The sequence below is a fragment of the Neisseria sp. HMSC70E02 genome (assembly GCF_001838645.1).
Classification (GTDB): domain Bacteria; phylum Pseudomonadota; class Gammaproteobacteria; order Burkholderiales; family Neisseriaceae; genus Neisseria; species Neisseria macacae.
Window position 1 is genome coordinate 100,930 of the sequence record NZ_KV838082.1, and the last position, 25,434, is coordinate 126,363.

General features: G+C 50.8%; 25 protein-coding genes and 1 riboswitch. Of the genes, 11 read left to right on the forward strand and 14 right to left on the reverse strand.

Going from position 1 to position 25,434, the window contains the following annotated elements:
* Window positions 1-146: 146 nt before the first annotated feature.
* From HMPREF3277_RS05490 to gcvT, 7 genes are all read right to left on the reverse strand, one after another.
* Window positions 147-389: a hypothetical protein gene (locus tag HMPREF3277_RS05490; RefSeq protein WP_003759935.1), complete on the reverse strand. Its 243-nt coding sequence runs from the start codon at window positions 387-389 to the stop codon at window positions 147-149.
* Between the two features lie 21 nt (window positions 390-410).
* Window positions 411-812 (reverse strand): hypothetical protein, encoded by a 402-nt coding sequence (locus HMPREF3277_RS05495; RefSeq protein ID WP_246830766.1) that lies wholly within the window; start codon window positions 810-812, stop codon window positions 411-413.
* A 212-nt stretch (window positions 813-1,024) separates the two neighbouring features.
* Window positions 1,025-1,651: an arylesterase gene (locus tag HMPREF3277_RS05500; RefSeq protein WP_070870287.1), complete on the reverse strand. Its 627-nt coding sequence runs from the start codon at window positions 1,649-1,651 to the stop codon at window positions 1,025-1,027.
* Between the two features lie 57 nt (window positions 1,652-1,708).
* On the reverse strand, window positions 1,709-2,395 hold the full coding sequence (locus HMPREF3277_RS05505) for an energy transducer TonB (RefSeq protein WP_070870288.1): 687 nt from the start codon (window positions 2,393-2,395) through the stop codon (window positions 1,709-1,711).
* 318 nt (window positions 2,396-2,713) lie between these two features.
* Window positions 2,714-3,265 carry a DNA-3-methyladenine glycosylase I gene (locus HMPREF3277_RS05510; RefSeq protein ID WP_070870289.1) on the reverse strand — a complete coding sequence of 184 codons (552 nt, stop codon included), beginning with the start codon at window positions 3,263-3,265 and terminating at the stop codon, window positions 2,714-2,716.
* 106 nt (window positions 3,266-3,371) lie between these two features.
* Window positions 3,372-3,758: a glycine cleavage system protein GcvH gene (gene gcvH / locus HMPREF3277_RS05515; RefSeq protein WP_100066916.1), complete on the reverse strand. Its 387-nt coding sequence runs from the start codon at window positions 3,756-3,758 to the stop codon at window positions 3,372-3,374.
* Window positions 3,759-3,876: 118 nt separating this feature from the next.
* Window positions 3,877-4,977: a glycine cleavage system aminomethyltransferase GcvT gene (gene gcvT, locus HMPREF3277_RS05520; protein ID WP_070870290.1), complete on the reverse strand. Its 1,101-nt coding sequence runs from the start codon at window positions 4,975-4,977 to the stop codon at window positions 3,877-3,879.
* A gap of 206 nt (window positions 4,978-5,183) precedes the next feature.
* Window positions 5,184-5,280, reverse strand: a riboswitch (glycine riboswitch).
* Between the two features lie 282 nt (window positions 5,281-5,562).
* Between gcvT and HMPREF3277_RS05525 the strand changes: the two genes are divergently transcribed.
* The 4 genes from HMPREF3277_RS05525 to HMPREF3277_RS05540 all read left to right on the forward strand — a co-directional run bounded on the left by HMPREF3277_RS05525 (window position 5,563) and on the right by HMPREF3277_RS05540 (window position 7,925).
* Entirely contained in the window at window positions 5,563-6,045 is a 483-nt protein-coding gene (locus HMPREF3277_RS05525; RefSeq protein ID WP_003759951.1) for an Lrp/AsnC family transcriptional regulator, read from the forward strand.
* Window positions 6,046-6,205: 160 nt separating this feature from the next.
* Entirely contained in the window at window positions 6,206-6,793 is a 588-nt protein-coding gene (locus tag HMPREF3277_RS05530; RefSeq protein WP_070870291.1) for a DUF1415 domain-containing protein, read from the forward strand.
* An 18-nt stretch (window positions 6,794-6,811) separates the two neighbouring features.
* On the forward strand, window positions 6,812-7,171 hold the full coding sequence (locus HMPREF3277_RS05535) for a YbaN family protein (RefSeq protein WP_003777107.1): 360 nt from the start codon (window positions 6,812-6,814) through the stop codon (window positions 7,169-7,171).
* Between the two features lie 133 nt (window positions 7,172-7,304).
* Window positions 7,305-7,925 (forward strand): L-threonylcarbamoyladenylate synthase, encoded by a 621-nt coding sequence (locus HMPREF3277_RS05540; protein ID WP_003759961.1) that lies wholly within the window; start codon window positions 7,305-7,307, stop codon window positions 7,923-7,925.
* Between the two features lie 163 nt (window positions 7,926-8,088).
* Here the strand turns inward: HMPREF3277_RS05540 and HMPREF3277_RS05545 are convergent, their stop codons facing one another.
* The gene (locus tag HMPREF3277_RS05545; protein WP_003759965.1) at window positions 8,089-8,835 is read right to left on the reverse strand and encodes an amino acid ABC transporter permease; all 747 of its coding nucleotides are present in this window, start codon (window positions 8,833-8,835) and stop codon (window positions 8,089-8,091) included.
* Between the two features lie 346 nt (window positions 8,836-9,181).
* Here HMPREF3277_RS05545 and yegQ point away from each other — a divergent pair, with 346 nt between their 5' ends.
* The 6 genes from yegQ to HMPREF3277_RS05575 all read left to right on the forward strand — a co-directional run bounded on the left by yegQ (window position 9,182) and on the right by HMPREF3277_RS05575 (window position 14,203).
* Complete coding sequence (gene yegQ / locus HMPREF3277_RS05550) at window positions 9,182-10,546, forward strand: prephenate-dependent tRNA uridine(34) hydroxylase TrhP (RefSeq protein ID WP_283127069.1); 1,365 nt, start codon at window positions 9,182-9,184, stop codon at window positions 10,544-10,546.
* A gap of 56 nt (window positions 10,547-10,602) precedes the next feature.
* Entirely contained in the window at window positions 10,603-10,803 is a 201-nt protein-coding gene (locus HMPREF3277_RS05555; protein ID WP_003759971.1) for a hypothetical protein, read from the forward strand.
* A 228-nt stretch (window positions 10,804-11,031) separates the two neighbouring features.
* Complete coding sequence (locus HMPREF3277_RS05560; protein WP_070870293.1) at window positions 11,032-11,769, forward strand: methionine ABC transporter ATP-binding protein; 738 nt, start codon at window positions 11,032-11,034, stop codon at window positions 11,767-11,769.
* Window position 11,770: 1 nt separating this feature from the next.
* Window positions 11,771-12,457, forward strand: a complete 687-nt coding sequence (locus HMPREF3277_RS05565; RefSeq protein WP_003777092.1) for a methionine ABC transporter permease — start codon at window positions 11,771-11,773, stop codon at window positions 12,455-12,457.
* Window positions 12,458-12,535: 78 nt separating this feature from the next.
* Window positions 12,536-13,180 carry a hypothetical protein gene (locus HMPREF3277_RS05570; RefSeq protein ID WP_070870294.1) on the forward strand — a complete coding sequence of 215 codons (645 nt, stop codon included), beginning with the start codon at window positions 12,536-12,538 and terminating at the stop codon, window positions 13,178-13,180.
* 66 nt (window positions 13,181-13,246) lie between these two features.
* On the forward strand, window positions 13,247-14,203 hold the full coding sequence (locus tag HMPREF3277_RS05575) for a MetQ/NlpA family ABC transporter substrate-binding protein (RefSeq protein ID WP_070870295.1): 957 nt from the start codon (window positions 13,247-13,249) through the stop codon (window positions 14,201-14,203).
* A 92-nt stretch (window positions 14,204-14,295) separates the two neighbouring features.
* Here HMPREF3277_RS05575 and HMPREF3277_RS05580 read toward each other — a convergent pair whose 3' ends face one another.
* From HMPREF3277_RS05580 to nirK, 6 genes are all read right to left on the reverse strand, one after another.
* Window positions 14,296-15,027, reverse strand: coding sequence for a hypothetical protein (locus tag HMPREF3277_RS05580; RefSeq protein ID WP_070870296.1), 732 nt, complete (start codon window positions 15,025-15,027; stop codon window positions 14,296-14,298).
* 187 nt (window positions 15,028-15,214) lie between these two features.
* Window positions 15,215-16,393: a glycosyltransferase gene (locus HMPREF3277_RS05585; protein WP_070870297.1), complete on the reverse strand. Its 1,179-nt coding sequence runs from the start codon at window positions 16,391-16,393 to the stop codon at window positions 15,215-15,217.
* Window positions 16,394-16,980: 587 nt separating this feature from the next.
* Complete coding sequence (locus tag HMPREF3277_RS05590; protein ID WP_070870298.1) at window positions 16,981-18,120, reverse strand: NADH-dependent flavin oxidoreductase; 1,140 nt, start codon at window positions 18,118-18,120, stop codon at window positions 16,981-16,983.
* A gap of 137 nt (window positions 18,121-18,257) precedes the next feature.
* On the reverse strand, window positions 18,258-19,589 hold the full coding sequence (locus HMPREF3277_RS05595) for a YadA-like family protein (RefSeq protein ID WP_070870299.1): 1,332 nt from the start codon (window positions 19,587-19,589) through the stop codon (window positions 18,258-18,260).
* 436 nt (window positions 19,590-20,025) lie between these two features.
* Window positions 20,026-20,781 (reverse strand): formylglycine-generating enzyme family protein, encoded by a 756-nt coding sequence (locus HMPREF3277_RS05600; protein WP_003777075.1) that lies wholly within the window; start codon window positions 20,779-20,781, stop codon window positions 20,026-20,028.
* Between the two features lie 279 nt (window positions 20,782-21,060).
* A complete protein-coding gene (gene nirK, locus HMPREF3277_RS05605) occupies window positions 21,061-22,251 on the reverse strand; it encodes a copper-containing nitrite reductase (RefSeq protein ID WP_070870300.1) in 1,191 nt (396 codons plus the stop codon).
* 477 nt (window positions 22,252-22,728) lie between these two features.
* On the opposite strand from nirK, the gene HMPREF3277_RS05610 reads away from it, so the two are divergent.
* Window positions 22,729-24,984, forward strand: coding sequence for a nitric-oxide reductase large subunit (locus tag HMPREF3277_RS05610; RefSeq protein WP_070870301.1), 2,256 nt, complete (start codon window positions 22,729-22,731; stop codon window positions 24,982-24,984).
* The last annotated feature ends 450 nt before the right edge of the window (window positions 24,985-25,434 follow it).

The window sequence follows — 25,434 nt, forward strand, 5'->3', positions numbered from 1 at the left end:
CGCGGGTTCGAGCCCCGTCCGCCGCGCCAAATTTTAAAAATACCGGCTTTTGCCGGTATTTTTTTTGCGCGTAAGAAACGAACGTAGAAAAAGAGCGGTATTTAGTTTTTCAGACGATGTGCATTAGGAAGGTCGTCTGAAAAGCTTCAATCAGCGTTCTCATCACGTTTATCATACTTTCTCAGGAAAATCACTGTCCAAATCAAGCTGATTAAAATACTGCCAAAAAAGGCAATCTCAAAGAAAACAACCAAATCCCCGAGGCAGCCGACTCCGCAATTTCCGCTATTACTGCTCAGAAAATCATTAATATAAGCGACAACATAAAGAATTGCCACAAACTCAGGAATAGCCATCAACCAAATACCTAAAACATTCAACCATTTCATCAGCGTCTTACAACCTCTTTTTTAGCATTTAGGCAGTATATATGACGGTATGACAGAAGACAATGCACCAGCAATGGCCACATACAGGCTGAACAGCCCGAATGCCGAAAAAGAAAAGTCCTGCGAAATCATCTGAACGAGGATGAAAGAGGAGAAAATCCAATAATAAAATGCCGTCAAACCCGCCGCCTTTATCTTATCTTTCCTATTGCATTTCAAATTCAACTTCTCGGCAGTATAACCGACAAAATAGCCGGGAATACAAGAGGTCAGCAAGACCAGTCCCACAACCAATAAAGAAAGTGGAAAAGTAAATATTAAAAATAAAAATACCCCTCCCAGTAAGTTAGAAATATCTGTTCTCGGAATAGGGGAAAGAAACAAAATCAGCCAAAAAGCAACGATAAACAGTGGCACCCCCATATCAAATTGGTGCGCGTATAAGCCCGATAAGGGGTGAAATCTTCTTCTGGTGAATGTTCCATAATCTTTCTTTGTAAACTACGCAAATGGCATTTACTCTAAACAATTATCCCCCGCGCCACAATTATCCCCCGCGCCACAAGATTCATATCCCTTTTCTTTTTAAAAGGTCGTCTGAAAACAACAAGCCTGGGTAAAATCGCTGTTTACTCCTACAAAAACCCCTCTTCCCGCAAAAACTTCTCCAACTTCTCCGCAAATATCCTATACCCCGCCGCGTTGGCGTGTATTTGGTCGGATTTCAGCTTTTCATCACTCAAAATCTCAGACCATGCGCCGCCGAACAAGGGAATTTTGTATTGTTCGGCAAGCTCCTGATAAAGCGGATGATCGCTCAAATGACCGAACAATGCGCCGACACTCAGGTGCGGTACGCCCACCAAGACGGCGGGGATGTTTTCCTTCTGCACGCTTTCGATGATTTTGGCGATATTGGCACGGGTTTCGGCTTCGGGAAATTTACGCAAGAAGTCGTTGCCGCCTATGCCGATAATCACAAGCTTGGGTTGGCGTTGCAACAGCGCGGGCAGGCGCGACAGGGCTTGTGCGGAGGTATCGCCAGAAATACCGCCATTGATGATGTCCCAACCGGTCAGCTTTTGCAGTTGCGCAGGATAGGATTCGTCAGGATTTGCGCCGTAGCCGTAGGTAAGCGAATCGCCCAAAGCCAGTACGGTACTGCCTGCGGCAATTTTCGTCTGCTTCTTGCCGGATTTACTGCCGCAAGCTGCAAGCAGCAAAACGCTTGCGTAAGTAAGGAATGTTCTTCGTGTGAGCATATTTTGTTTCTGATTTTCTAAAATATTGCGGAAGCTGCCGCGTTAATTTTGTACATCTTAATCTACAAGCCGGAAGCTGACTGGAATGTTAAACTGTGACCAAACAGGTTTTCCGTTTTCTACGCTAGGCAGAAAAATATTTCTCATTACACCTTTCCTTGCTGCATTATCCAACCTGTTGGAACCCGAACGTTTCACCACCTTGACGCTGTCCAATTTGCCCTCAGGCGAAACTACGGCCCCCAATATAACACTACCTTCTTCCCCATTTTCCTCCGCCGCCGGAGGATAGGGTATGGTGGTCATCTGACGGTACATCCCGCCTCTATAGTTATCGTTTTCCCCATAGAGCAAGTAAATATGTTCCGCATAAGACGGAACGTTTTGACACACGCTCTGCACCTCGCCATTTGCATCGGTTTGATTAGAGCAAGTTTTAGCAGGTTCATATCGCTTCGGACGCTTCTGCGTTAATGCAGCTTTGCACAATGCGCTTCCTGCCGACTGATCTCGGCACACTGCGCCATCAACCCTGCCTTTTTCATTAATGACGGACAACACCGGCAACACGCCGCCCTTACGCCTGTCAGGTGTCGGAACAACCGCAACCTGTGGCTTTACCGCCTGCGGACGTTTTAAGATTTCTTCGACAGGCGGCAGTTTTTTGTCCGACATGGTGGAACATGCAGTCAGAAGAGTGGACAGTATCAAAAGTGTTAAAGCGGATGGTTTGAACATGTTCATTTTTTGTTTTCTTTATGTTTGATGATTTATCTTGTGGCGTGATTAAAAAGATTATGACATAGAAAATATGGAAAAGCTGAATTTCAAAGGACAAAGTTTGCCTCAAGGTCGTCTGAAAATAGTTATAGTGGATTAACTTTAAACCAGTACGGCGTTACCTCTCCTTAGCTCAAAGAGAACGATTCTCTAAGGTGCTGAAGCACCAAGTGAATCGGTTCCGTACTATCTGTACTGTCAGCGGCTTCGTCGCCTTGTCCTGATTTTTGTTAATTCCACTATTTTTTGAAACCGGCAAAGCAAGTTGCCCCAAACCCGTTTTCAGACGACCTCTGCCCATTTCGGGCGGCATTCTAAAACTTCTTGATAAACCGGACAGCTTTCAATATGCGCGCCGGGCAGGTAGCCGGTGCTCATTAAAAATTCGCCGACAATTTCGCCGCCGACAAATTTGAAATGTTTTTTAAACAGCTTCACCCACCCGGCTTTATCGAGCGGATGGTTCGTATCGAGCCAGTGTTTGAACGAGCCGTATTTCTGCTTCAATCTTTTGATTTGTCGGGCGTTGTAAATAGCGGCATTGATTTTCAGGCGGTTGCGGACGATGCCTGCGTCGGCAAGCAGGCGTTCGATGTCGGCTTCGTCGAATGCGGCGACAGCGTCGATGTCGAAATCTTTAAATGCAGCCCGAAACGCCTGCTGCTTCTTCAGCATCAACGTCCAGCTCAAACCCGCCTGATTGATTTCCAACACCAGCCGTCCGAACAATTCATTGTCGTCTGAAATCGGAAAACCGTATTGCTTATCATGGTAATGTTTGTTCGGATTGTCCGTATCGTTCGGGAGGGCGGCAACAAATTCGCAGTAATTCATGTTCTATCGTTCAAGCGCAACAAAGGTCGTCTGAAAACCTAAAACGGGGTTTCAGACGACCTTTCAAAATCGAAACGCGGCAAAATGCCTGCCGCACAAGTTTAAATCAATCCACTTCGCCCGCGTATTGCTCGGCGGTCAGCAAGCCGTCGTAGTCGGCTGGATTGGCAGGTTTAATTTTGAAGAACCAGCCTGCGCCGTAAGGGTCGCTGTTGGCGGTTTCCGGCGCGCTGGGCAAATCTTCGTTGACGGCAACGACTTCGCCTGCAATCGGCGCGTACACGTCGGACGCGGCTTTCACAGACTCAACCACACCGGCTTGTTCTTCGGCGGCAAGGTTCGCGCCGACTTCGGGCAGCTCGACGAACACGATGTCGCCCAACAACTCTTGCGCGTGGTGGGTAATGCCGACGGTGATGGTACCGTCGTCTTCAAGGCGCAGCCATTCGTGGCTGGCAACGTATTTCAGTTCGGCTGGGATGTTGTTGCTCATGGTTTGATTCTCCATTGGTTTTTTGGCTTAAAGAGTGAAGCCTTCGGATATGATCGACAGGCTGTTTTACGTTTGCTTTCAGACGACCTCTGTCAAACAAAGGTCGTCTGAAACCGCATCAATCAAACTGTTTCTGTCCGTTGCGTACAAACGGCAGCTTCAATACGCGTACGTCCACTTCCTTGCCGCGCATCAGCACTTTGGCGGTATCGCCGTCAAAATCTTTCGGAACGCGGGCGATGGCGATGGATTGTTTCAGGCTGGGCGAGAATACGCCGCTGGTGGTTTCGCCTTTGCCTTTGTCGGTCAGCACTTCCATATGCGCGCGCAGGATGCCGCCTTTGTCGAGCAGCAAACCGACTTGTTTGACGGCAACACCTTTTTCTTTCAATGCCAACAAGGCGGCTTTGCCGACGAAATCGCGTCTTTCGTCTTTCAAATCAACCGTCCAGCCCATGCCTGCTTCGAGCGGGCTGGTGTCGTCGTCCATATCGTTGCCGTAGAGGTTCATGCCGGCTTCCATGCGCAGGGTGTCGCGCGCGCCGAGGCCGCAGGGCTGTACGCCGGCTTGTTGCAGGGCTTTGAAAAATGCGACGGCTTCAGTGCCGGGCAGGATGACTTCGACGCCGTCTTCGCCGGTGTAGCCGGTGCGGGCGACGAACCAGTCGTTGCCCAAATCCGCGCCTTGGAATGGTTTCAGGTTGTGGATGACATCCGCCCATTCGGGTTTGACGGTCAGGAGTTTTTCGATGGCTTTAGGACCTTGCACGGCAAGCATACCGAGGTCGTAACGAGGGTTGAAGGCGACGCCGAATTCTTGTCCGACTTTGTGGAACTGGGCGGTGTCTTTTTCGCGGGTCGCGCCGTTGGATACGATGCGGTATTGGGTTTCAGCTTCGTTGGTGCGGTAAACGATCAAGTCGTCAATCACACCACCGTTGTCGTTGAGCAGCGCGGAATAAAGGGCTTTGCCGACGAAGGCGAGTTTGGCAACGTCGTTGGCAATCAGTTTGCGGAAAAAGGCTTTGGCGTTCGCTCCGGCGACATCGGTAACGAGCATGTGGGATACGTCGAACATACCTGCGTCGGTGCGCACAGCTTCGTGTTCGGCGATTTGCGAACCATAATGGATGGGCAGCTCCCAGCCGGCAAAATCGACCAGCTTCGCGCCTGCATCTTGATGGGCTTGGTGGAACGGGGTGGTTTTCAGGGCAGTCATTCTCAGCTTCTCCGGATTTATTGTTCAGATGCCGTCCGCACATAAGCAGCGCGGAAGACCCTATCTGTCCTTGAACCTGAGATTTTCGGCATACCCGCTTGATGGCAAACCAGTCTGCTCACTGCTTTGCGCAGTTGTCTGAATGGTGGTTCAGACGGCCTTCTCCCCTTCGGTGGGTGCGAGCGCACCGCTCTCCAGATGTTTTATTTCAATGTGCAGTCCCTGTTGCCTGAGCGATTTAAGGGCATCTGCGCCTTCGGCGGCTACATGTAACCTGATGTAGCTCTCTCCTGCACATGCCCCGATTATGGCTTGAAAAGGCGGTTTGGGCAAGCCGTCTTTTATATGGCTGCCATTCGTTTTGCCCAAATTGGCTAAAGCCTGTTTGCAGATATGAAATTAAATCAATTTGTTTGCATCCATACTTTTTAACACAGATTATTTTCAAAAATACTTTTTCATTGGTTGATTGTATGTTAAGTAAATGTTATTTGTTATATACTCTGCCTAACTGGTCAATCTGAACGTTCACACGAACGCTATCCGACTAATTTCCACCTTATACAGCAACAGGGAGCAAACTAAATGACACCGATAACCTTGGATAAAACCGACCTTAAAATCTTACAAGTCCTACAAGAAAACGGCAGATTGACCAATGTCGAATTATCCGAGCGGATCGCGCTTTCCCCCTCCCCCTGCCTGCGCCGCCTGAAGCAATTGGAAGACGCGGGCATCATCCGCCAATATGCCGCCCTGCTCTCCCCCGCAGCCGTCCATTTGGGCTTGCAGGCGTTTATCCGCGTTTCCATCAGCAAGGCAAAAGATGCGCGCGAAGACTTTGCGCAATCGGTGCAAGAATGGCCCGAAGTATTGAGCTGCTTCGCCCTCACCGGCGAAACCGACTACCTGCTCCATGCGTTTTTTACCGATATGAACTCATTTTCCCATTTCGTTTTGGACACGCTCCTGTCTCACCACGGCGTACAAGACGCGCAGTCTAGCTTCGTGTTGAAAGAAATCAAAAACACAACCGCCCTGCCGCTGGGACACCTCATCCCCGATTAAAGGCAAAACGCAAAGGTCGTCTGAAAACGAAAACCCTGTATTTCTCAGCGTTTTCATTTTCAGACGACCTTTTTCCATCCTAACGGCGATATCCTGAGAGCAGAGAATTTCATGCTATACTTGAGAACTATTTTTAATTAAATCAAATCCTAATTCCCGCATGACTACCCCTGACTCCGCCACCGTAACCGACCACACCCGCCAATGGCTCGAAAAAGCCGTCATCGGACTCAATCTCTGCCCCTTCGCCAAAGCGCCGCACGTCAAAAACCTCGTGCGCATCAGCGTCAGCCAAGCCCGCCATCTGGACGGTTTCCTCGAAGACTTAGACCGCGAATTGCAGCTTTTGGGTGACACGCCCGCCGACGAGCTGGAAACCACCCTGCTTGTCCACCCGACCCTTTTTCCCGACTTCGACACCTTCAACCAAATGCTCGACATTGCCGATGCCGCCGTTGTCGACAACGGTTTGGAAGGTATTATCCAAATCGCCCCGTTTCATCCCGATTTCCAATTTGAAGGCACGGATTCAGACGACATCGGCAACTACACCAACCGCTCACCCTACCCCACCCTGCACCTCATCCGCGAAGACAGCATTGCCAAAGCCGCACAAGCCTTCCCCGACGCCTCCGCCATTTTCGAGCGCAACATCGCCCTGCTCGAAAAAATGGGACACGAAGGCTGGGACAAGCTCGATATTCCCCGCTGCCCGTTTGATCACGGCAAAACCAAAGCATCCGAATAAGATTTCCAACAAAACAACATGATTCGCTACTTACTCATCTTTTGCGGCGCAGTTTCCTTTCTCTTAGGCATCATCGGCATTTTTCTGCCGATTATGCCCACCACCCCCTTCATCATCCTTGCCGCCGCCTGCTGGGCAAGAGCCTCGCCCCGCTTCCACCGCTGGCTGCACCAACACCGCTATTTCGGCCCCATGATACAAAACTGGGAAAACAACGGCGCCGTCCCGCGCAAAGCCAAAATCTTCGCCATCAGCATGATGAGCCTATCCTGCATCTTCATGTTTTGGCGCTTTCCCGAAAAATGGTGGATAGGCGCGGCGTCCACATTGGGCTGCGGCTGCGTCGCCGTCTGGATGTGGCTGCGTCCCGAACCCTGATTCGTATCCACAACACAAGGTCGTATGAAAACGCAGTTTCCGTTCCGAAACCGTATTTTCAGACGACCTTTTGTCATTTCAAACCATCGGTTTTAAAATATCCGCAACACAAACTGCCAAAAGGAAAACCACCATGGCACAATTCTTCGCCATCCACCCCGACAACCCGCAGGAACGCCTGATCAAACAGGCCGCCGACATCGTCCGCAGCGGCGGAGTCATCGTGTACCCCACCGACTCCTGCTACGCGCTCGGCTGCAAACTCGGCGACAAAGCCGCGATGGAACGCATCCTCGCCATCCGCAAAATCGACTTGAAACACCACCTGACCCTCATGTGCGCCGATTTGAGCGAATTGGGCACTTACGCCAAAGTCGACAACGCCCAATTCCGCCAGCTCAAAGCCGCCACCCCCGGCAGCTACACCTTCATCCTGCAAGCGACCAAAGAAGTCCCCAACCGCACGCTGCACCCGAAACGCAAAACCATAGGCCTGCGCGTGCCCGACAATACCATCGCCCTGAGCCTGTTGCAGGAATTGGGCGAGCCGCTGCTCAGTTGTACCCTGATGCTGCCTGAAGACGACGAGCCGCTGACCGACCCTTACGAAATCCGCGACCGCCTCGAACACAGCGTCGATTTGGTCATTGACGGCGGCTGGTGCGGTACCGAGCCGACCACCGTCATCGACATGACCGATGGTACGGAACTCATCCGCCAGGGCAAAGGCGACACCGCCCTATTCGGTCTGTAAGCCCCAAAAACTATAGTGGATTAAATTTAAATCAGGACAAGGCGCGGCAACGCCGTACTGGTTTAAAGTTAATCCACTATAAAAGGTCGTCTGAAAACCCGAATCAGTTTTCAGACGACCTTTTGACATTGCCCTAGCCGAAAACAATCGGCTTATTCGGAAATCAACGATGCTGCGGGTTGTAGCGGTTTTCCAAGCGCAGGAACACCCAGCCCAAGAAAGTCGTCATCAAGAGATAAATCAGCGCGACGGTATAGAGCGGTTCTTCATAAACGGAATAGCGGCCGCTAATCGTACTTTGCACATAAGCCAGCTCCGCCACGGCGATAACGGACAACAGCGAGCTGTCTTTCAAAAGCGTAATAAATTCGCTGGCAAGCGGCGGCAGCATACGGCGCAACGCCTGCGGGAGAATCACATAGCGCATAGCCTGCGGATAAGTCAGACCCAGCGAACGCGCCGCTTCCATCTGACCGCGGTCGATGGACTGGATGCCCGCGCGGAAAATCTCGCAGATATACGCGCCGGAGTTGGCAATCAAGGCAAGCGAACCGGCAATCAGCGCGCCGTAAGAGCGTCGGATTTCCACCGCCTCGTCGCCGTTGATCAGCAAACCGTCGGTAGGATGGACGAAAAACGGGAACCAGACGTAAGACCAAATCACAATCTGCACAAACAGCGGCGTACCACGGAACAGCGTTACATACAGCAGCGAAACCTTACGCAAAACCCAAGCCAGCGCACGCATGGGCGCACCCGCTTTTTCCAGATGAATCAGGCGCGCCAGCGCGAGCAGCAGACCCAATACGGAGCCGCCTGCCGTCGCCACTACGGTCAAGCCCAGCGTAGTCAGCGCGCCGTAGAAAAACATCCAGCGGTATTCGTAAATAATGTCAAACCGAAAATCCATACTCGTCCGCCTGTCTAAAACTCCGGGAAACGGTTTGCGGCAGCCGCCCGATTCCCGAACATTGGAAAAATGAAACTCGATATTTTACAAGAAAATACATTCTTTGAATGCCTTTTTGTTAAATTAATCGGGTTGCCGTCCGTTTTTTACATTTCCCCGCCCGTCGCGCCTATCAGCTTATTATCACTCCGAAACCTGTTTTCCTCTGAAAAAACAACGCCAAACAATCCCGATATGCCGCCGTAAAATTGACCGTCCCGACAAAAAAGCGGATAATCCGCCCATCCTTAAAACACCTTTTCAGACGACCTTTCCCCGTGATTCAAAAGGTCGTCTGAAACCTTTTATAAAGCACAAACATGAAAGCACCCGACTCCTCCTTCCCGCCGGCGGCCTCGAACGTATGCGCGCCGCCTACGACTACGGCGCAGACGCCGTTTATGCCGGCAGCCCGCGTTACTCCCTGCGCGCCCGCAACAACGAATTTGCCAAACTCGACGTCCTTGAGCAAGGCATTAAAGAAGCGCACGAGCGCAACAAAAAATTCTTTTTGACCGTCAACACACTGCCGCACAATTCCAAACTCAAAACCTTCGTCGCCGACATGGAGCCGCTGATTGCCATGAAGCCTGACGCGCTGATTATGGCGGATCCGGGTTTGATTATGACCGTGCGCGAAAAATGGCCGGAAATGCCGATCCACCTGTCCGTACAGGCGAACACCACCAACTACTGGGGCGTGAAATTCTGGCAAAATATCGGCGTCGAACGCATCATCCTGTCGCGCGAATTGAGCATGGAAGAAATCGCCGAAATCCGCCAAGAATGCCCCGACATCGAACTCGAAGTCTTCATCCACGGCGCATTGTGCATCGCCTATTCAGGCCGTTGCCTATTGTCGGGCTATTTCAACCACCGCGACCCCAACCAAGGTACCTGCACCAACTCCTGCCGCTGGGACTACAAAGTCCACAACGCCACTGAAAGCGATGCGGGCGACGCCCAGCTTCTGCAAGGTTTCAACTTTGAAAAAGCCCAAGAAGAAGCCAACCAAAACTTCGAAGGCATCAACGGTCAGAAACGCCACCCCTACGCCGACAAAGTTTTCCTGATTGAAGAGTCCAACCGCCCAGGCGAAATGATGCCGATTATGGAAGACGAACACGGCACCTACATCATGAATTCCAAAGACCTGCGCGGTATCGAAGTCGTTGAAAAACTCGCCAAAATCGGCGTGGACAGCCTCAAAGTCGAAGGCCGCACCAAGTCGCTCTACTACGTCGCCCGCGTCGCCCAGTCCTACCGCAAAGCGATTGACGACGCCGTCGCAGGCCGTCCGTTTGACTATGGCTTGTTGAGCGAACTCGAAGGCCTCGCCAACCGCGGCTACACCAGCGGCTTCCTCGAACGCCACCAAACCCAAGACTATCAAAACTACCTCAGCGGCCATTCCACCGCCAAACAAAGCCAATACGTCGGCCACGTTACCGAAATCGACGCCGAAGGCTGGGCAACGGTGGAAGTCAAAAACCGCTTCGCCGTCGGCGACACTTTGGAAATCATCCACCCCGAAGGCAACCAAACCGTCACGCTGGAACAAATGACCCGCAAAGGCGCAGCCGTCGAAGTCGCCCCGGGCAACGGCATCCAAGTCAAAATCCCGAATATGCAGGGTAAAGAAAAAGCCTTGTTGGCGCGGGTCATCAAATAATCATGAGGTCGTCTGAAAATTTTCAGACGACCTTTTGCCTTTTGTTAAGGAACTGTATGAACGAACAAACCAAACAGGCGGCTCAGACCATAGGTCGTCTGAAACGTAAAGCCAGCGACGAAGAACGGCTGCAAGGCTGGCGCGAAACCTGTGCCAAACAAGGGTTAAGCGGCGAATTTATCCTGACCGCGAAGCTCAACGGCGCGGCTTATACCGAGGAAGAAGCCCGCATGGTGGCGGAGCTTTTCGGCAAATAAACTGACAATTTATTATTTTAAAATTACAAATCATATCAAAACTTGACAAAGTTACCGATTTTGATTATAGTCGTATCTGAGTTAACATTGCCGATTTGACACAGCTTGCGGGCATAAACAGCTAAAGCGTATTTTCATTTTCTGCTGTTTTTATTCCTTTCTTTATATCCAAGCCCGTTGTGTACAGCATCGGGCTTCTTTTTTTTCCGGAAGTATCAGGAAGTATTTATGATTATTTTGGACAACGTTTCCAAACATTACCAAACGCGCGACAAAACCCGTTTTGCCGCCGTCGAGCCGACCAGCCTCGAAATCCAAGACGGCGAAATCTTCGGCCTGATGGGCTATTCCGGCGCGGGTAAATCTACTCTGTTGCGCCTGATTAACCTGTTGGAACGTCCCGACAGCGGCAAGGTCAATGTGTGCGGACAAGAGCTGACCGCGCTTGATGCCGCCGCATTGCGTCAGGCGCGGCAGAATATCGGCATGGTGTTTCAGCAGTTTAATCTTTTGAGCAACCGCACCGTCGCCGATAATGTTGCCTTTCCTTTGGAAATCGCCGGATGGCCGTCTGAAAAAATCAAAGAACGCGTTAAAGAATGCCTTGAAATCGTCGGCCTGACCGAACGCGCCGACTACTATCCCGCCCAGCTTTCAGGCGGGCAGAAACAACGCGTCGGCATCGCCCGCGCGCTCGCGCCCAAACCCCAAGTCATCCTCGCCGACGAACCCACTTCCGCCCTCGACCCCGCCACCACGCGCAGCGTCTTGGAATGTTTGGAAGACATCAACAAACGCTTCAACGTTACCATCGTCATCGTAACCCACGAAATGAGCGTCATCCGCCGCCTGTGCGACCGCGCCGCTCTTTTGGATAAAGGAAAAGTGGTGGAAATCATCGAAGTACGCGGCAACCAAATCCACGCCCAATCCGAAATCGGGCGCGAGCTGATTCGGGAGGACTGATATGGCAGACTTAACATTCGAACAAGCCGTTTCCACCATCGTCGGCATGAAAGACGAAATCGTCCGCGCCTTGGGCGAAACCTTCGTTATGGTCGGGTTGTCCACCACGATTGCCGTCATCTTCGGCACACTCTTGGGCGTCTTGCTTTTCGTGACTTCCAACCGCCAGCTTCATTACAACAAGCCGGTGAATTTCCTGCTCGACAACTTAGTCAACCTGATGCGCGCCTTCCCCTTCGTCATCCTGATGATTGCCATGATACCCGCGACCCGCGCCATCGTCGGCAGCACCATCGGCCCGATTGCCGCCTCGCTGGTATTGAGCGTGTCCGGCCTGTTTTACTTCGCCCGACTGGTGGAACAAAACCTGCGCGAAGTCCCCAAAGGCGTGATTGAAGCCGCCACCGCCATGGGCGCCTCGCCGCTTGCCATCGTCCGCAAAGTCCTCTTAAACGAAGCGCGCGCGGGCATGGTTTCCAGCATCACCGTCCTTGCCATCGGACTGCTCTCATACAGCGCGGCGGCGGGCATGATAGGCGGCGGCGGCTTGGGCGACCTCGCCATCCGCTACGGCTACTACCGCTACCAAACTGAAGTCATCATCTTCATCGTCGCCATCCTCGTGCTGCTCGTTATCCTGATTCAAAGCATCGGCAACGCGTTGGCGCGGAAATTGGACAAACGTTAAACCTCACAAACGTAAACAAGGTCGTCTGAAAATACACCTGATGCATTTTCAGACGACCTTTTGAGTGAAAAATACAACATGAAATCTGCCAAAAAAATTCTAATTGCCGTTTATTTAGTCAATATCGGCAATATCCTTTGGTACTTTATCGGCCCCATGAACCATATGCCGAAAATATGGTACATAGGGCTGAGTATCGGCATCTTTCTTGCCCAACTCGTCATCTTGGAAAAATTAGAACACCCGCCCTCCGACGTCAACGCGCACAACAGCAAAATGATGCGTAACGATATGGGTTTCTTCATTTTATTGTGTGTCGGGCTATTGGCTGTCTTTATGATATGGTCCCTTATCGCCTCCCCTGTCCCCATCTGGGGCATCCTTTCATTTGACGATATGGTTTCCATAGGGGAAATGAACGGATCAATTGGCACGATGGACATCGATGAAATGGGCGAAATCAGCGAGCCGGATGAAAGTGCCATGATGGCTGAAGACTATGATGATGAAATGGACGGACACGCCGTAATCGACGGAACAGATGAAATGTATGAAAGTGTCGATACCGCCTTTGATATTTCTCCGTTCGCCACCTCGTTGGATTGGCTCAAGCTCATCTCAGCCCTGACTTTTAAAGCGGGATTGATTTGGCTGTGTTACCGTTCCGCCAAAGGCCTGTACCTCACTATAAAAAACCGTCCCGTTTCCCATAAATGGATTTAAAATCCCAACTGTCCCGACGGCAGAGGCCGTCTGAAAAATCGACTTAACACTTACCAGGAGTAAAACATGCAGACAAACACCTTCTTCAAAACCCTTTCCGCCGCCGCGCTCGCCTTGATACTGGCAGCCTGCGGCGGTCAAAAAGACAGCACACCTGCCGCATCCGCCGCATCGCCTGCCGCCGACAATGGCGCGAAAAAAGAAATCGTCTTCGGTACGACCGTCGGCGACTTCGGCGATATGGTCAAAGACCAAATCAAACCTGCGCTGGAGAAAAAAGGTTATACCGTCAAACTGCTTGAATTCGCCGACTACGTCCGCCCCAACCTCGCTTTGGCAGAAGGCGAACTGGACATCAATATTTTCCAACACAAGCCTTATCTGGACGACTTCAAAAAAGAACACAAATTAGACATCACCGAAGCCTTCCAAGTACCGACCGCTCCTTTGGGCCTGTATCCGGGCAAACTGAAATCGCTGGACGAAGTCAAAGACGGCAGCAGTGTTTCCGCGCCTAACGACCCGTCCAACTTCGCCCGCGCGCTGGTCATGTTGAACGAATTGGGCTGGGTTAAGTTGAAAGACGGTGTTAATCCGCTGACTGCTTCCAAAGCCGACATCGCCGAAAATCCGAAAAACATCAAAATCATAGAGCTTGAAGCCGCACAACTGCCGCGCAGCCGCGCCGACGTCGATTTCGCCATCGTTAACGGCAACTACGCCATGAGCAGCGGCATGAAGCTGACCGAAGCCCTGTTCCAAGAACCGAGCTTCGCCTACGTCAACTGGGCAGCCGTCAAAACCGCCGACAAAGACAGCCAATGGCTCAAAGACGTAACCGAAGCCTACAACTCCGACGAGTTCAAAGCCTACGCGCGCCAACGCTTCGCAGGTTACAAATACCCTGCCGCCTGGGGTGAAAACGCAGCAGCCGGTGCGAAAGCCGAAGCCGCTTCTACTGCTTCGGCAGCAAGTGCTACCGCAGCTTCCGCTGCAAACGCCGGTGCTTCCGCAGCAAAATAAACTGTAAGCCCTAAAGCAAAAGGTCGTCTGAAACCCAAATCAGGTTTCAGACGACCTTTTTGCTGCATTTTGCCACATACGGCAGCCAAATCTTACAACTGTGATGACTCGTCTTTTATTTTTCCTCGTAAACGCAAGGTTTGTCTTACCGGATGCGAATAGATGTCTTTTTCTGCCGTCAGTTCCAACTCCAGTTCCGTCAGCTTTTGCAAATACTCGGAAGCTTTTACCGTCGGCTCTTTTGATAATTCTTCGAACTGCTTTTTCGCCTCATCAAACCGCCCCAACTTGCGCAACATTTCTCCGCGCACAAACTTCATAGTGGTCAGTTTTTCAATATGCTGGTTGCCATCTTTCAAATTTAAATCAGCATAATGCAGGACTTTTTCCAGATCTTGCCGCTGGCTGCCCAGCCAACTGGCCTGCAAAAATATCCATGCCATTTGTTCCGTATTTTGGTTTTCGCCCGCCAGCTCCAGCATCACCCCTAACAACCTTTGCGCGGAAGCCTTTTCAGCCACCTGCTTGAGATAGGCTTTGCTCTGGATGATTTTTTCATATTTATCCAATTCTTGTTGTGTAAAATCATCTTTAAACATAACAAACTGATTACTCGGACAAATAGGAATAGGTGTAGGTGCCATAATCGCGCCTAACGGCTCCAAATCAGTCTTAACATCTACCGAAACCCCCGACATTAACATATCCGATGTGAATTTTTCACCGCCTATCGGACAAGTATGCTCGACCGGACGCATAGTCAGCGCATTGGCATGCGTACAAACAGCAAGTGACAAGACGAAGGCTGAAAGTTTGATTTTCATGAGGGATTCCTTAATATTTCCGTATTTAAAATGACATAAATCTTGTTCTACCCGCTGAAAGTTTAATCTTATAGTCAAATAGGATAATTTTAATCAAAAATGAATCATTTCCGCAAACAATAAAGGCTTGCGCCAAACTTTAAGCCTGACTGCAAGCCTCATACTTTTCACATACCAATTAAACGCTTCATACTTCTGCCGATTTGCCGGTCACTTTTTCAAACGCTTGAATCAGCCTTCCAATCACGGCATCTTTGCCAAACTCGTTCAAACAATCCGCACGCAATTTTTCCGCCGAAAATTTCTCGCGTTCTTCATACATCCGAATCAACGCCTCGCTCAATGCCTCTATATTTTCAGTCGGAATCAGATAACCATTATCCTCATTAACTATCGACTGAGGTCCGCCGCACATTGTCGCAATGACCGGCAAGCCTTGTGACAGCGCTTCGATAAACACTACGCCGAACGTTTCCACACGGCTGGCGAGTACAAAAGCATTGCTATGGCGCATCAAGTCCAAGACCTCTTCCGTCTTCAACGCGCCCAAAAAGGTGACGGCATGACCGATGTCCAATTCGTCGACCAAGCGGCGCAGATTTTCCGCCTCCGCGCCATTGCCGCCGATTTTGAGTTTGAGGAAGGGATACTTTTCCAAAGCCTTGGCAAAGGCGGGAAGCAATAAGTCATGCCCTTTCAGATGGCGCAAGTGGGAAACGGAGCAAAACGTGAAATCCTGATGGGACTTATCGAAAGGCTCGAACGGACGCGCAAAGTTATCGCCCAAAATATTCGGCAGATATTCCCAATCCAAACCGTATTTCTCGCGCAGCAATGCACAAAAATCCTTACTGACCGCAAAACGCGCCTGACAATGTCGGGCGGATTCTTTCATACTGGGCCATTGGTTCGGACGGACCAGGTTGCGGGCAATCGCGCTGCTGTGTTCGGTAATCACATAAGGAATACCGTATTTCTTAGAAATTTCATGTGCCAAAACGCCGCCGAAATTCATCGTATGCGCATGGAGGACATCAGGTTTGCCGTTTTCTGCCACATACCGCTTAAAAGCCTTCATCCCCGCCCTTACCCAACGGATACGGTCGATATCGACGACAGGGCAATGCGGGAAAAAATACATGCTGTCGTAAACATAAGTATTCAAACCGCCCTGCCGGTGATGCCGCATTCCATAAGGTCCGGTCAAAATACTTTTCCACTCCGTCCGCAACGAGCGGAACAAAGGTGCAATGACCCCAACTTTCAAGCCTTTGCGCTGCAAAGCCTGAGCTTGCAAACGGAAGAAAATCCCGTCCACATCCGTTTCGGATTTCGGATACCACGATGGAAGAACGACAACATGCATTTTTTACTCCTTACGCCAACCCTGCCAAAGACAATCTGCATCATTGCCCACAAAGTCAAAAAATATAAAAAACAATAATTTAGTTATATTACAAACAACCGCAGGTTTTCAAGTGATTATAAATAACAGCATTACAACTCAAAGCATGAATTAAAACATATATATGACAAAGTACCCAAACCGCAAGTTAAAAAAACCTCTCCTTTTTTTCAACCGCCTGATTTAAATCAAAATAATATATGACATATAACAACACTTTTAAAACCACATCCACCAAACCATCTCATCACACGCATTGCCTTTTCCCGTTTCAGACGACCCATAGGCTAAACAACGGCAAGACTATGTTGTTTAATCCCCCCCTCGCCCGATAAAACATGTTCATCAGCACCACAAGCCGACTGGTACATCAACCGTCATTTCCTTGAAGCAAAACAATAAAAAGGTCGTCTGAAATCTCGTATTTGATTTTTCAGACGACCTCTCAGTCATAGCAAAAAGGTTATTCGTATGCCGCAACCTTTTCAGACGACCTCATCAAACCAGCAAACGTGATCTTTGCCGTTTTAAGCTGTCGTTACAGTCAATCAGGCATCTACCGGCTTCCAGTCCGCGCCTTTTACCGGTGGCAGCCACGATTGCGTACCGCTGGCGGAAAATTCCCACAGGATGTCGGGGAAGCCGTAATGGTCGGCGCGCTTCGGGTCGAGTTGCGTTTCGATTTCGGCTTCGCGGCCTTCACTGATTTGTGTGGCGATGTGCGGATTGATCATGACGGTTTTGCCCAATGCGATAAATTCCGCCCAGCCGGTTTCAAACGCCGCCAGAATATCGTCGGCGGTAAACAGGTTGCCCACGCCGATAAGGGGCAGCTTGCCGTTGATGCGGTCGTGGATAAACTGCATACGGGTTTGCGCCGTATCGCCGCCGCGGCGGATTTTCTTATCAAATTCCCACAAGGAAACATGCAGGTATTGCAGCGGCTTTTGCACCAGCGCATCAATCAGTGCGCCGGTTTCGGTCATGGTCAGCCCGTCTTCGCCTGCTTCTTCGGGCGAGAAACGGTAGCCGATGATGAAGTCGTTGCGTTGGTGTTTGTCGCGGACGGCGACAACGGCATCGACGACGGCGAGCGGGAAGCACATTCTGTTTTCCAAGCTGCCGCCCCATTGGTCGCTGCGGCGGTTGCTTTGGGCGGAGTAAAACTGTTGGATTAAATAGCCGTTCGCGCCGTGGATTTCCACGCCGTCAAAGCCTGCGCGAATCGCCAAATCGGCAGCTTGGGCGAAGGAGGCGATAAGTTCTTCCACTTCTGCGGCACTCGCTTCACGCGCACCTTCTTCTTTGCTGGCGGACGCGCTGATTTTGTCGCGGCGGTTGAGTTCCGCCATCGCTTTAGAGCCGCCGTGATGGATTTGCAAAATCGCTTTCGCTCCTTGTTTTTGAATGATTTGGGCGGTTTCTTTCAGGCTGTCGAGGCAGTGTTCGCCCGTAGCTTCAGGCTGTCCTCGAAAGGCCTTGCCGCCGTCTTGAACCAAAGTGGCGGCGGAGATAAAGAGACCTATATCACCTGCACGGTTGCCGAGAAATATGCGCTCTTGGTCGCTGATTAAACCGTCGGCGTGCGAACCGAAATGAGTCATGGGCGCAACGGCAAGGCGGTTTTTGACGGTTACGCCGTTATTCAGTGTAAAAGGTTGAAAAAGCGGGGCGTATTTGGGATTCATTTTGCTCTATCGAAAATTAATAACATCGACAGAATTGGGACAAATAGGGAATTATCAAGAACGGGGTCGTCTGAAAACATGGTTTCGGAGAAACGGAATGTTTTCAGACGACCTTTCGGAGATACACCTAACAACGATTACCAGAGGTAGGTTACGCTGGCACCGCCGCCCGCACCGCCTTTCGCCGCGCCGACTGCCGAGCCTTTAACCAGCCATTTGCCGCTGGCGGATACTTTGGAAATACCTACGGCGTAACCGCTTTTACCGCGCCAGATACCGCTTGCGACGGAAACCGCACCTTGTCCCGGCTGATATGCCTGTCCGAGGCTGCCGACTGCGATTGCAGCGGCGGAGCCTGAATCGGCGCGCTCTTCAAGTTTGTCCATACGGACTTTGGCTTCGTTGCGCAAAGCGGCAATTTGGGTCTGGTGATTGCTCTCGGCTGCGGCAAGGCTGTTTTGGGTTTGGCGGGCAAGGCTTTTCACTTGGGCAACGTTGACCGCATCCGTATCCTCCTTACCCGCAGCAACATTAGTAATCTGGCGGCTGTTTTGTTCGCTGCCGACAGATACCGCGCCCAAAGTCGATACCCATGCCTTACCCGTTTCCGTACTTGCCGCGCCGGTGGCAAAGTCATGGCCTGCAACGCCTGCCGCAGTATCGGCAACGCTGTCCGTACCGATTGCCACGGAGTTTTGCTGACGCGCTTCCGCTTTGTAGCCCAAAGCAGCGGATTTTTCCTCAAATGCGGCAGCACCTGCGCCCAAAGCCGTTCCACCCGATTTCCGTACCCGTGCGCGCGTGCCTGCGGCAAGACCGTTGAGTGCGGTGGACGAAGATTCCACGCCCAATGCCACGCTGTTGGTTTCTTCGGCAACCGCGCGCGTACCGACTGCAACCGCTTGATAACCGTTTGCCTCGGCAGCAGATGCCAGCGCAACCGCCTGCGTACCGTTGGCTTTTGCCCTATCCCCGACAGCAGTGGAACTGAGTGCATTGGCTTCGCTGCCCCGTCCAAACGCAACCGCATCAATATCGGCAGCCTTCGCGCTTTCGCCGACCGCGATAGAACGCAAACCTGTTGCCTGCGACATCAAACCGACCGCCACCGACTGTCCGCCGGAAGCCTTCGATGCGCCGCCGACGGCAATATCGTTGGTTCCTTTTGCATTCGCCCTGAAACCGACGGCAACCGTCCGCAATGCTTCCGCCTTAGCCTCGCTGCCAAATGCCGACGCACTCAAACCCGAAGCGTTTGAATCATAGCCGGCAGCAACAGACTTATAACCCGCCGCAGCCGCTTTGTCGCCCAACGCGGTCGCATTCTCCCCCGCCTTCGATTCTTTGCCCAATGCGGCAGAACCGTTTTTGTGCATCGCTCCTGTCGCAATACCTTCAGCAACACAAACATTTGCAAAAACAAGGGACAACACCAAACACAGCGGTTTGACGGATAAGTTTAGTTTCATCTTTTCATTCTCCATTTTTGAATTTTTAACAATACTAACTAATCCCAAATAATTATATTTAACTATTTAGAATTAGTTATATTGTATGGTATTATTATAATATTATTAATTATATGTAATTAATATTTGATTTGAATCATCTGAAGAAAATGATAAGCAAGGTTTATATAGTGGATTAACTTTAAATCAGGACAAGGCGCCGAAGCCGCAGACAGTACAGATAGTACGGCAAGGCGAGGTAACGCCGTACTGGTTTAAAGTTAATCCACTATAAAACGTACGCAACCCATTCAGATCGATAGAACCCAATCATCTAAAAAGGTCGTCTGAAAACACGGTTTCGGAGAAACGGAATGTTTTCAGACGACCTTTTATATCGGCAAAAAAAAGGCGATACCTTTCAGTACCGCCAAAGCTGCTTTGGTGATGAAACCGGTTATTTCGAGGCGCAGCGGAAGCCTAGGTTGTGCAGGACGTATTTGGATTGCAGGCTGGTGCGTATGCCGTAGCGCAGGAAGGCGGCGTAATTCGATGGGTCGCTGGAGCCTACGGATGCGCCGCTGCAAAACATTTGCGTATCGGCATTGCCAGACGAGAGCAGGCTGCTGTTGAAGTCTTCCGTCCATTCCCAAATCAAGCCGTGCATATCGTAAATGCCCCAGTAGTTGGGTTTGCTTTTGCCGACATCGCGCAAGCCGTTTCTGCCGCCGTCTGCATACCAGTCAAGAATGGTACGGTTGTAGCCGGGTTCGGCAGAACCGTTTTTCTGTGTGGCGGAAGCAAGTCCGGCAAATTCCCATTGGTCTATGGTCGGCAGGCGTTTGCCTTGCGCAGTGCAGTAGGCATTGGCGGCAAACCAAGATACGTTGGTTACCGGATGTTTCAGTTCGTTGGGTTTGGGCGCGTAGCTGTTGCTGCCGGTTTTAACCCAGTGTTTGAGGTAGGCAGGTTCGGCTTGTTTGGAGCTGACTTTGCCTTTTTGCCACTGCGGGTGTTTTTTGACAAACTCTGCAAATTCGGCATTGGTAACGGGATATTTGTCGATTTGGAAGGGTTTGACTTTAATGAGGCTTGTTTCTTTCTTCAGATAGAGCGGGCGGTAGCTGCCTCCTTCAACTTTTGCCATTTCGGCTGCCGCTGCACTGCCGCTTGCGACAAGGGTAAAGAAGGCGAGGAGTGGTATGAGTTTCATAACGGGCTTTCTAATCTGAATGCGGGGTATTAGGCTTTGATTATATAGCGAAACCGGATAAAAATCCTTAGAGGCCGTCTGATTATTGTGCTTTTGGCTTGTCGGGTTCGTGAATGCTTGAAACCAGTTTTTCAGACGACCTTCGATACTTGATAGGTCGTCTGAAAAACCAATCTTTCGATTGGTCGTGGAAGAAAGCCACTGTTGTCCTTGCATCAGCCGGAACAGCAGTGGCTTTTTTCTGTTTCTATGCCAAGATGGCTAGATTAGTTGTAGCCTTTATTTACCTGCAGATGCTGCGGAAGCAGGCGCTGCTGCTGAAGCAGCTGGAGCAGAAGCGGCAGGAGCTGAAGCGGCACCGCTACCTGCATAGGCTTTGTCTTCCAGTTTTTTGGTCATGATTTCAGGGTTCTCTGCGCCCTCTACTTTCAATTGACCCAACGCGCCTTTGTTGAACGCACGGAAGAGAGAGTGGTCAACCACAGTATAGCTGCCCGGAATATCGGCTTTAAATTCGATAATCGCTGCGCCACCGGCAGGGATCAGAGTACTTTGTACGTTTTCGTTGATCAGTTTGCCGCCTTCTACGTAAACTTTGTCGAAGATCTCACCGATAACGTGGAAGGAAGAAACGAGGTTCGGACCACCGTTACCAACGTACATACGGACGGTTTCGCCTGCTTTGGCTTTCAGGGCGTTGTCGCCGGCGATAGCGCCTACGTGACCGTTAAATACAACGTATTCAGGTTGTTCGGCGATGGCTTTGTCCATATCGAACGGTTGCAGGCCTTGCGCACCTTTTTTACCTTTGGTGTAGAAGTCGCCTTGTACGATGTAGAACTCTTTGTCCACTTTAGGCAGACCTTCTTTAGGTTCAACCAAGATCAGACCGTACATACCGTTGGCGATGTGCATACCGACAGGGGCAACGGCACAGTGGTAGATGTACAGACCGGGTTGCAGGGCTTTGAAGCTGAATGTAGAAGTACGGCCCGGGGCAGTGAAGCTGGCTTCTGCACCACCGCCTGGACCGGTAGCAGCGTGGAAGTCAACGTTGTGCGGTACGGTAGAAGACGGGTTGTTAGAGAATTCGACTTCCACGGTATCGCCTTCGCGTACGCGGATCATGCGGCCCGGAACGTCGCCGTTAAATGTCCAATAGTGGTATTCCACGCCATCGTCCATTTTCATGGTTTTTTCGACGGTTTCCATTTTCACGCGGACACGTGCAGGATGGTCGCGGTCGATGGCAGGCGGAACTTCAGGAGCGTGGGTAGTTACCGCGTCGATAACAGGCAGCTCGGCAGCGGGGGTTTCGGCAGCAGCTTGAGCACCGGAAGCAGGAGCCTCGGAAGCTGCAGGAGCGGAAGCGGAAGCGGTTTGCTCGGCAGGTTTTTGGGCAGCTTGCTCACCACAGGCGGCTAAAGCAAAAACTGAAGCAATGATTGCAGCTAAAGCTTGGCGTTTCATAGTTGTCATTTCCTTTAATAACTATTTTAAGAAGGTCAGGGTATATTTTTTCAACCTTTGTCGTCCGCGGCATACCGCTTTCGGCTCTTTCAAACTGCCTTATTCTGGGTCGTCTGAAAAGCATCTCTTATGAACTTTTGTAGGATTATGTAGGGGGTTTTGCCGCTATATCTTGACCTAAATCAATTAATTCATCAAAGATGAACTTTTACTACCTAATTTAATACCTAATTAATACTTAATAATTAGATAAAACTACATCAAATCATCTATTATTGCTCACATGTTTTATCCAATTCTTTACAAAAATGTCATCGTATTTTTGATAATAAGAATTATTATTGACTATATACCTGTTTTTTAAAGATTGTTGTTAAGAGAATATTTCTTTTGCCTGAAAAGAGTGCTACAATCTTTAACATTCATATAGTATGAATTTATAAGCAACCACTTTTTACCAAAATAAGGAGTTCTGAAATGGGACAGTACAAGAAGCTATGGTACTTGCTGTTTGCCGTCCTGGCAGTCTGCTTTACCATTCTTGGCTACATGGGCAGCGAGGTTTATAAAAAAGCCCCGCCTTACCCTGAGAGAGTCGTTTCGGCATCAGGCACTCAGCTGATGACCAAAGACGATATTTTGGCAGGTCAGTCAGCCTGGCAAACCACCGGCGGTATGGAAGTCGGTTCCGTATTGGGACACGGCGCATACCAAGCTCCGGACTGGACAGCCGACTGGCTGCACCGCGAGCTTGTCGCATGGTTGGATTTGACTGCGCAAGAGACTTACGGCAAAAAATTCAACGAAGTTTCTCCTGAAGAACAAGCCGTACTGAAAACCCGCCTTACCGACGAATACCGCAACCAAAGCCGTATTAAAGAAGACGGCAGCGTCGTTATCAGCGATACCCGTGTCAAAGCCATTGAGAGCATCCTGCCTTACTACCACGGCGTATACAGCGACGATCCCGCCCTTCAGACGACCCGCGAACACTTCGCAATGAAAAACAACACATTGCCAAGCAAAGAAGCGCGTGAAAAACTGTTCAACTTCTTCTTCTGGACTTCATGGTCTGCCTCGACCAACCGTCCTGACGAAACTTTCACCTACACCAACAACTGGCCGCACGAGCCTCTGATCAACAACGTGCCGACTACTGAAAACTACATGTGGTCGTTCACCAGCGTTGTCCTGCTCTTGATGGGTATCGGCCTGCTGATGTGGGGTTACTCCTTCCTGACCAAACACGAAGAAGTAGAAGTTCCGACTGAAGACCCGATTTCCAAAGTACAGCTGACTCCTTCCCAAAAAGCATTGGGCAAATACGTCTTCCTGACAGTCGCCCTGTTTGTGGTACAAGTGTTGCTGGGCGGCCTGACCGCGCACTACACCGTCGAAGGTCAAGGCTTCTACGGCATCGACGAAGCACTCGGCTTCGAAATGTCCGACTGGTTCCCTTACGCATTGACCCGTACTTGGCACATCCAATCCGCCATCTTCTGGATTGCAACCGGCTTCCTGACAGCAGGTCTGTTCCTGGCCCCGATTGTTAACGGCGGCAAAGATCCCAAGTTCCAACGCGCCGGCGTAAACTTCCTGTACATCGCCCTGTTCATCGTAGTCGGCGGTTCTTACGCAGGTAACTTCTTCGCCCTGACCCACGTCATTCCGCCTGAATTCAACTTCTGGTTCGGACACCAAGGTTACGAATACCTCGACTTGGGCCGTTTCTGGCAACTCCTGCTGATGGTCGGCCTGCTGTTGTGGCTGTTCCTGATGCTGCGCTGTACCGTTTCCGCCTTTAAAGAAAAAGGCGTGGACAAAAACCTGCTGGCAATCTTCGTTGCCTCTATGGTCGGTGTCGGCGTGTTCTACGCGCCCGGTCTGTTCTACGGCGAAAAATCCCCGATTGCCGTTATGGAATACTGGCGCTGGTGGGTGGTTCACCTGTGGGTAGAAGGCTTCTTCGAAGTATTCGCTACCGCAGCTTTTGCCTTCATCTTCTACAACATGGGCTTCGTCCGCCGCAGTACCGCTACCGCATCCACTCTGGCCGCCGCCGCCATCTTCATGTTGGGCGGTATCCCGGGTACGCTGCACCACCTGTACTTCTCCGGTTCTACCTCCGCCTCTATGGCAATCGGTGCCTGCTTCTCCGCATTGGAAGTCGTACCGCTGGTATTGCTGGGTCGTGAAGCTTACGAACACTGGTCTTACCAACACCTGTCCGAATGGGCGAAACGCCTGCGTTGGCCGCTGATGTGCTTCGTAGCAGTTGCCTTCTGGAACATGATCGGTGCCGGCGTATTCGGCTTCCTGATTAACCCGCCGATTTCCCTGTTCTACATCCAAGGTCTGAACACTACCGCGGTTCACGCACACGCAGCCTTGTTCGGTGTGTACGGCTTCTTGGCACTGGGCTTCGTCTTGCTGGTTGCCCGCTACCTGAAACCAAACGCAAAATTCGACGACAAACTCATGACTTGGGGCTTCTGGCTGCTCAACGGCGGCTTGGTCGGCATGATCGCCATCAGCCTGCTGCCTGTCGGCGCCATTCAAGCATACGCCTCCATCACTCATGGTCTGTGGTATGCCCGTAGCGAAGAATTCCTGCAAATGGAAATCCTCGACACCCTGCGCTGGGTACGCACAGCAGCCGACTTGATCTTCATCGGCGGTGCAATCTGCGTAGCCATCCAAGCAACCAAAATCGTATTCAGCCGCGATAAATAAATCCTAGCTTGAATACCCTGCAAAAGGTCGTCTGAACATTTTCAGACGACCTTTTTTGATGCCTGCCAACTTTCACTTCAGCAACAGCCCATCCCCGTTTAACTGCCATACGCACCGAATACCCCTCTTTACCCATCCATCCCTACCCTACTCCCCGCCCCCACTCCAACAAATTGAATCCCTCCCCATCCCGCGACAACCGCCTCCCCGTTTTCCCTATTTTTCAGACGACCCCAATGCCGTTTAGAAAACAAGGTCGTCTGAAACCGAAAACAAACAAAACACAGACAACAAAAAACCGCACATCGAAGCGCGGTCGGTTTTAAAACGGTTTTTGTCGGAACGAAAAGCGAAGAGCTTTTCAGACGACCTCTGTTTATTTAGAAGTCGTCTGAAAATTCATTTAGTAACGGAGATAGTCGGGATGGCGGGAACAGCCTGAATATTTAA

Bases quoted from the DNA above. Each gene is read 5' to 3' on its own strand.
- HMPREF3277_RS05490 (WP_003759935.1), bottom strand. From the start codon at position 389: ATGAAATGGTTGAATGTTTTAGGTATTTGGTTGATGGCTATTCCTGAG.
- HMPREF3277_RS05495 (WP_246830766.1), bottom strand. From the start codon at position 812: ATGGGGGTGCCACTGTTTATCGTTGCTTTTTGGCTGATTTTGTTTCTT.
- HMPREF3277_RS05500 (WP_070870287.1), bottom strand. From the start codon at position 1,651: ATGCTCACACGAAGAACATTCCTTACTTACGCAAGCGTTTTGCTGCTT.
- HMPREF3277_RS05505 (WP_070870288.1), bottom strand. From the start codon at position 2,395: ATGAACATGTTCAAACCATCCGCTTTAACACTTTTGATACTGTCCACT.
- HMPREF3277_RS05510 (WP_070870289.1), bottom strand. From the start codon at position 3,265: ATGAATTACTGCGAATTTGTTGCCGCCCTCCCGAACGATACGGACAAT.
- gcvH (WP_100066916.1), bottom strand. From the start codon at position 3,758: ATGAGCAACAACATCCCAGCCGAACTGAAATACGTTGCCAGCCACGAA.
- gcvT (WP_070870290.1), bottom strand. From the start codon at position 4,977: ATGACTGCCCTGAAAACCACCCCGTTCCACCAAGCCCATCAAGATGCA.
- HMPREF3277_RS05525 (WP_003759951.1), top strand. From the start codon at position 5,563: ATGACACCGATAACCTTGGATAAAACCGACCTTAAAATCTTACAAGTC.
- HMPREF3277_RS05530 (WP_070870291.1), top strand. From the start codon at position 6,206: ATGACTACCCCTGACTCCGCCACCGTAACCGACCACACCCGCCAATGG.
- HMPREF3277_RS05535 (WP_003777107.1), top strand. From the start codon at position 6,812: ATGATTCGCTACTTACTCATCTTTTGCGGCGCAGTTTCCTTTCTCTTA.
- HMPREF3277_RS05540 (WP_003759961.1), top strand. From the start codon at position 7,305: ATGGCACAATTCTTCGCCATCCACCCCGACAACCCGCAGGAACGCCTG.
- HMPREF3277_RS05545 (WP_003759965.1), bottom strand. From the start codon at position 8,835: ATGGATTTTCGGTTTGACATTATTTACGAATACCGCTGGATGTTTTTC.
- HMPREF3277_RS05555 (WP_003759971.1), top strand. From the start codon at position 10,603: ATGAACGAACAAACCAAACAGGCGGCTCAGACCATAGGTCGTCTGAAA.
- HMPREF3277_RS05560 (WP_070870293.1), top strand. From the start codon at position 11,032: ATGATTATTTTGGACAACGTTTCCAAACATTACCAAACGCGCGACAAA.
- HMPREF3277_RS05565 (WP_003777092.1), top strand. From the start codon at position 11,771: ATGGCAGACTTAACATTCGAACAAGCCGTTTCCACCATCGTCGGCATG.
- HMPREF3277_RS05570 (WP_070870294.1), top strand. From the start codon at position 12,536: ATGAAATCTGCCAAAAAAATTCTAATTGCCGTTTATTTAGTCAATATC.
- HMPREF3277_RS05575 (WP_070870295.1), top strand. From the start codon at position 13,247: ATGCAGACAAACACCTTCTTCAAAACCCTTTCCGCCGCCGCGCTCGCC.
- HMPREF3277_RS05580 (WP_070870296.1), bottom strand. From the start codon at position 15,027: ATGAAAATCAAACTTTCAGCCTTCGTCTTGTCACTTGCTGTTTGTACG.
- HMPREF3277_RS05585 (WP_070870297.1), bottom strand. From the start codon at position 16,393: ATGCATGTTGTCGTTCTTCCATCGTGGTATCCGAAATCCGAAACGGAT.
- HMPREF3277_RS05590 (WP_070870298.1), bottom strand. From the start codon at position 18,120: ATGAATCCCAAATACGCCCCGCTTTTTCAACCTTTTACACTGAATAAC.
- HMPREF3277_RS05595 (WP_070870299.1), bottom strand. From the start codon at position 19,589: ATGAAACTAAACTTATCCGTCAAACCGCTGTGTTTGGTGTTGTCCCTT.
- HMPREF3277_RS05600 (WP_003777075.1), bottom strand. From the start codon at position 20,781: ATGAAACTCATACCACTCCTCGCCTTCTTTACCCTTGTCGCAAGCGGC.
- nirK (WP_070870300.1), bottom strand. From the start codon at position 22,251: ATGAAACGCCAAGCTTTAGCTGCAATCATTGCTTCAGTTTTTGCTTTA.
- HMPREF3277_RS05610 (WP_070870301.1), top strand. From the start codon at position 22,729: ATGGGACAGTACAAGAAGCTATGGTACTTGCTGTTTGCCGTCCTGGCA.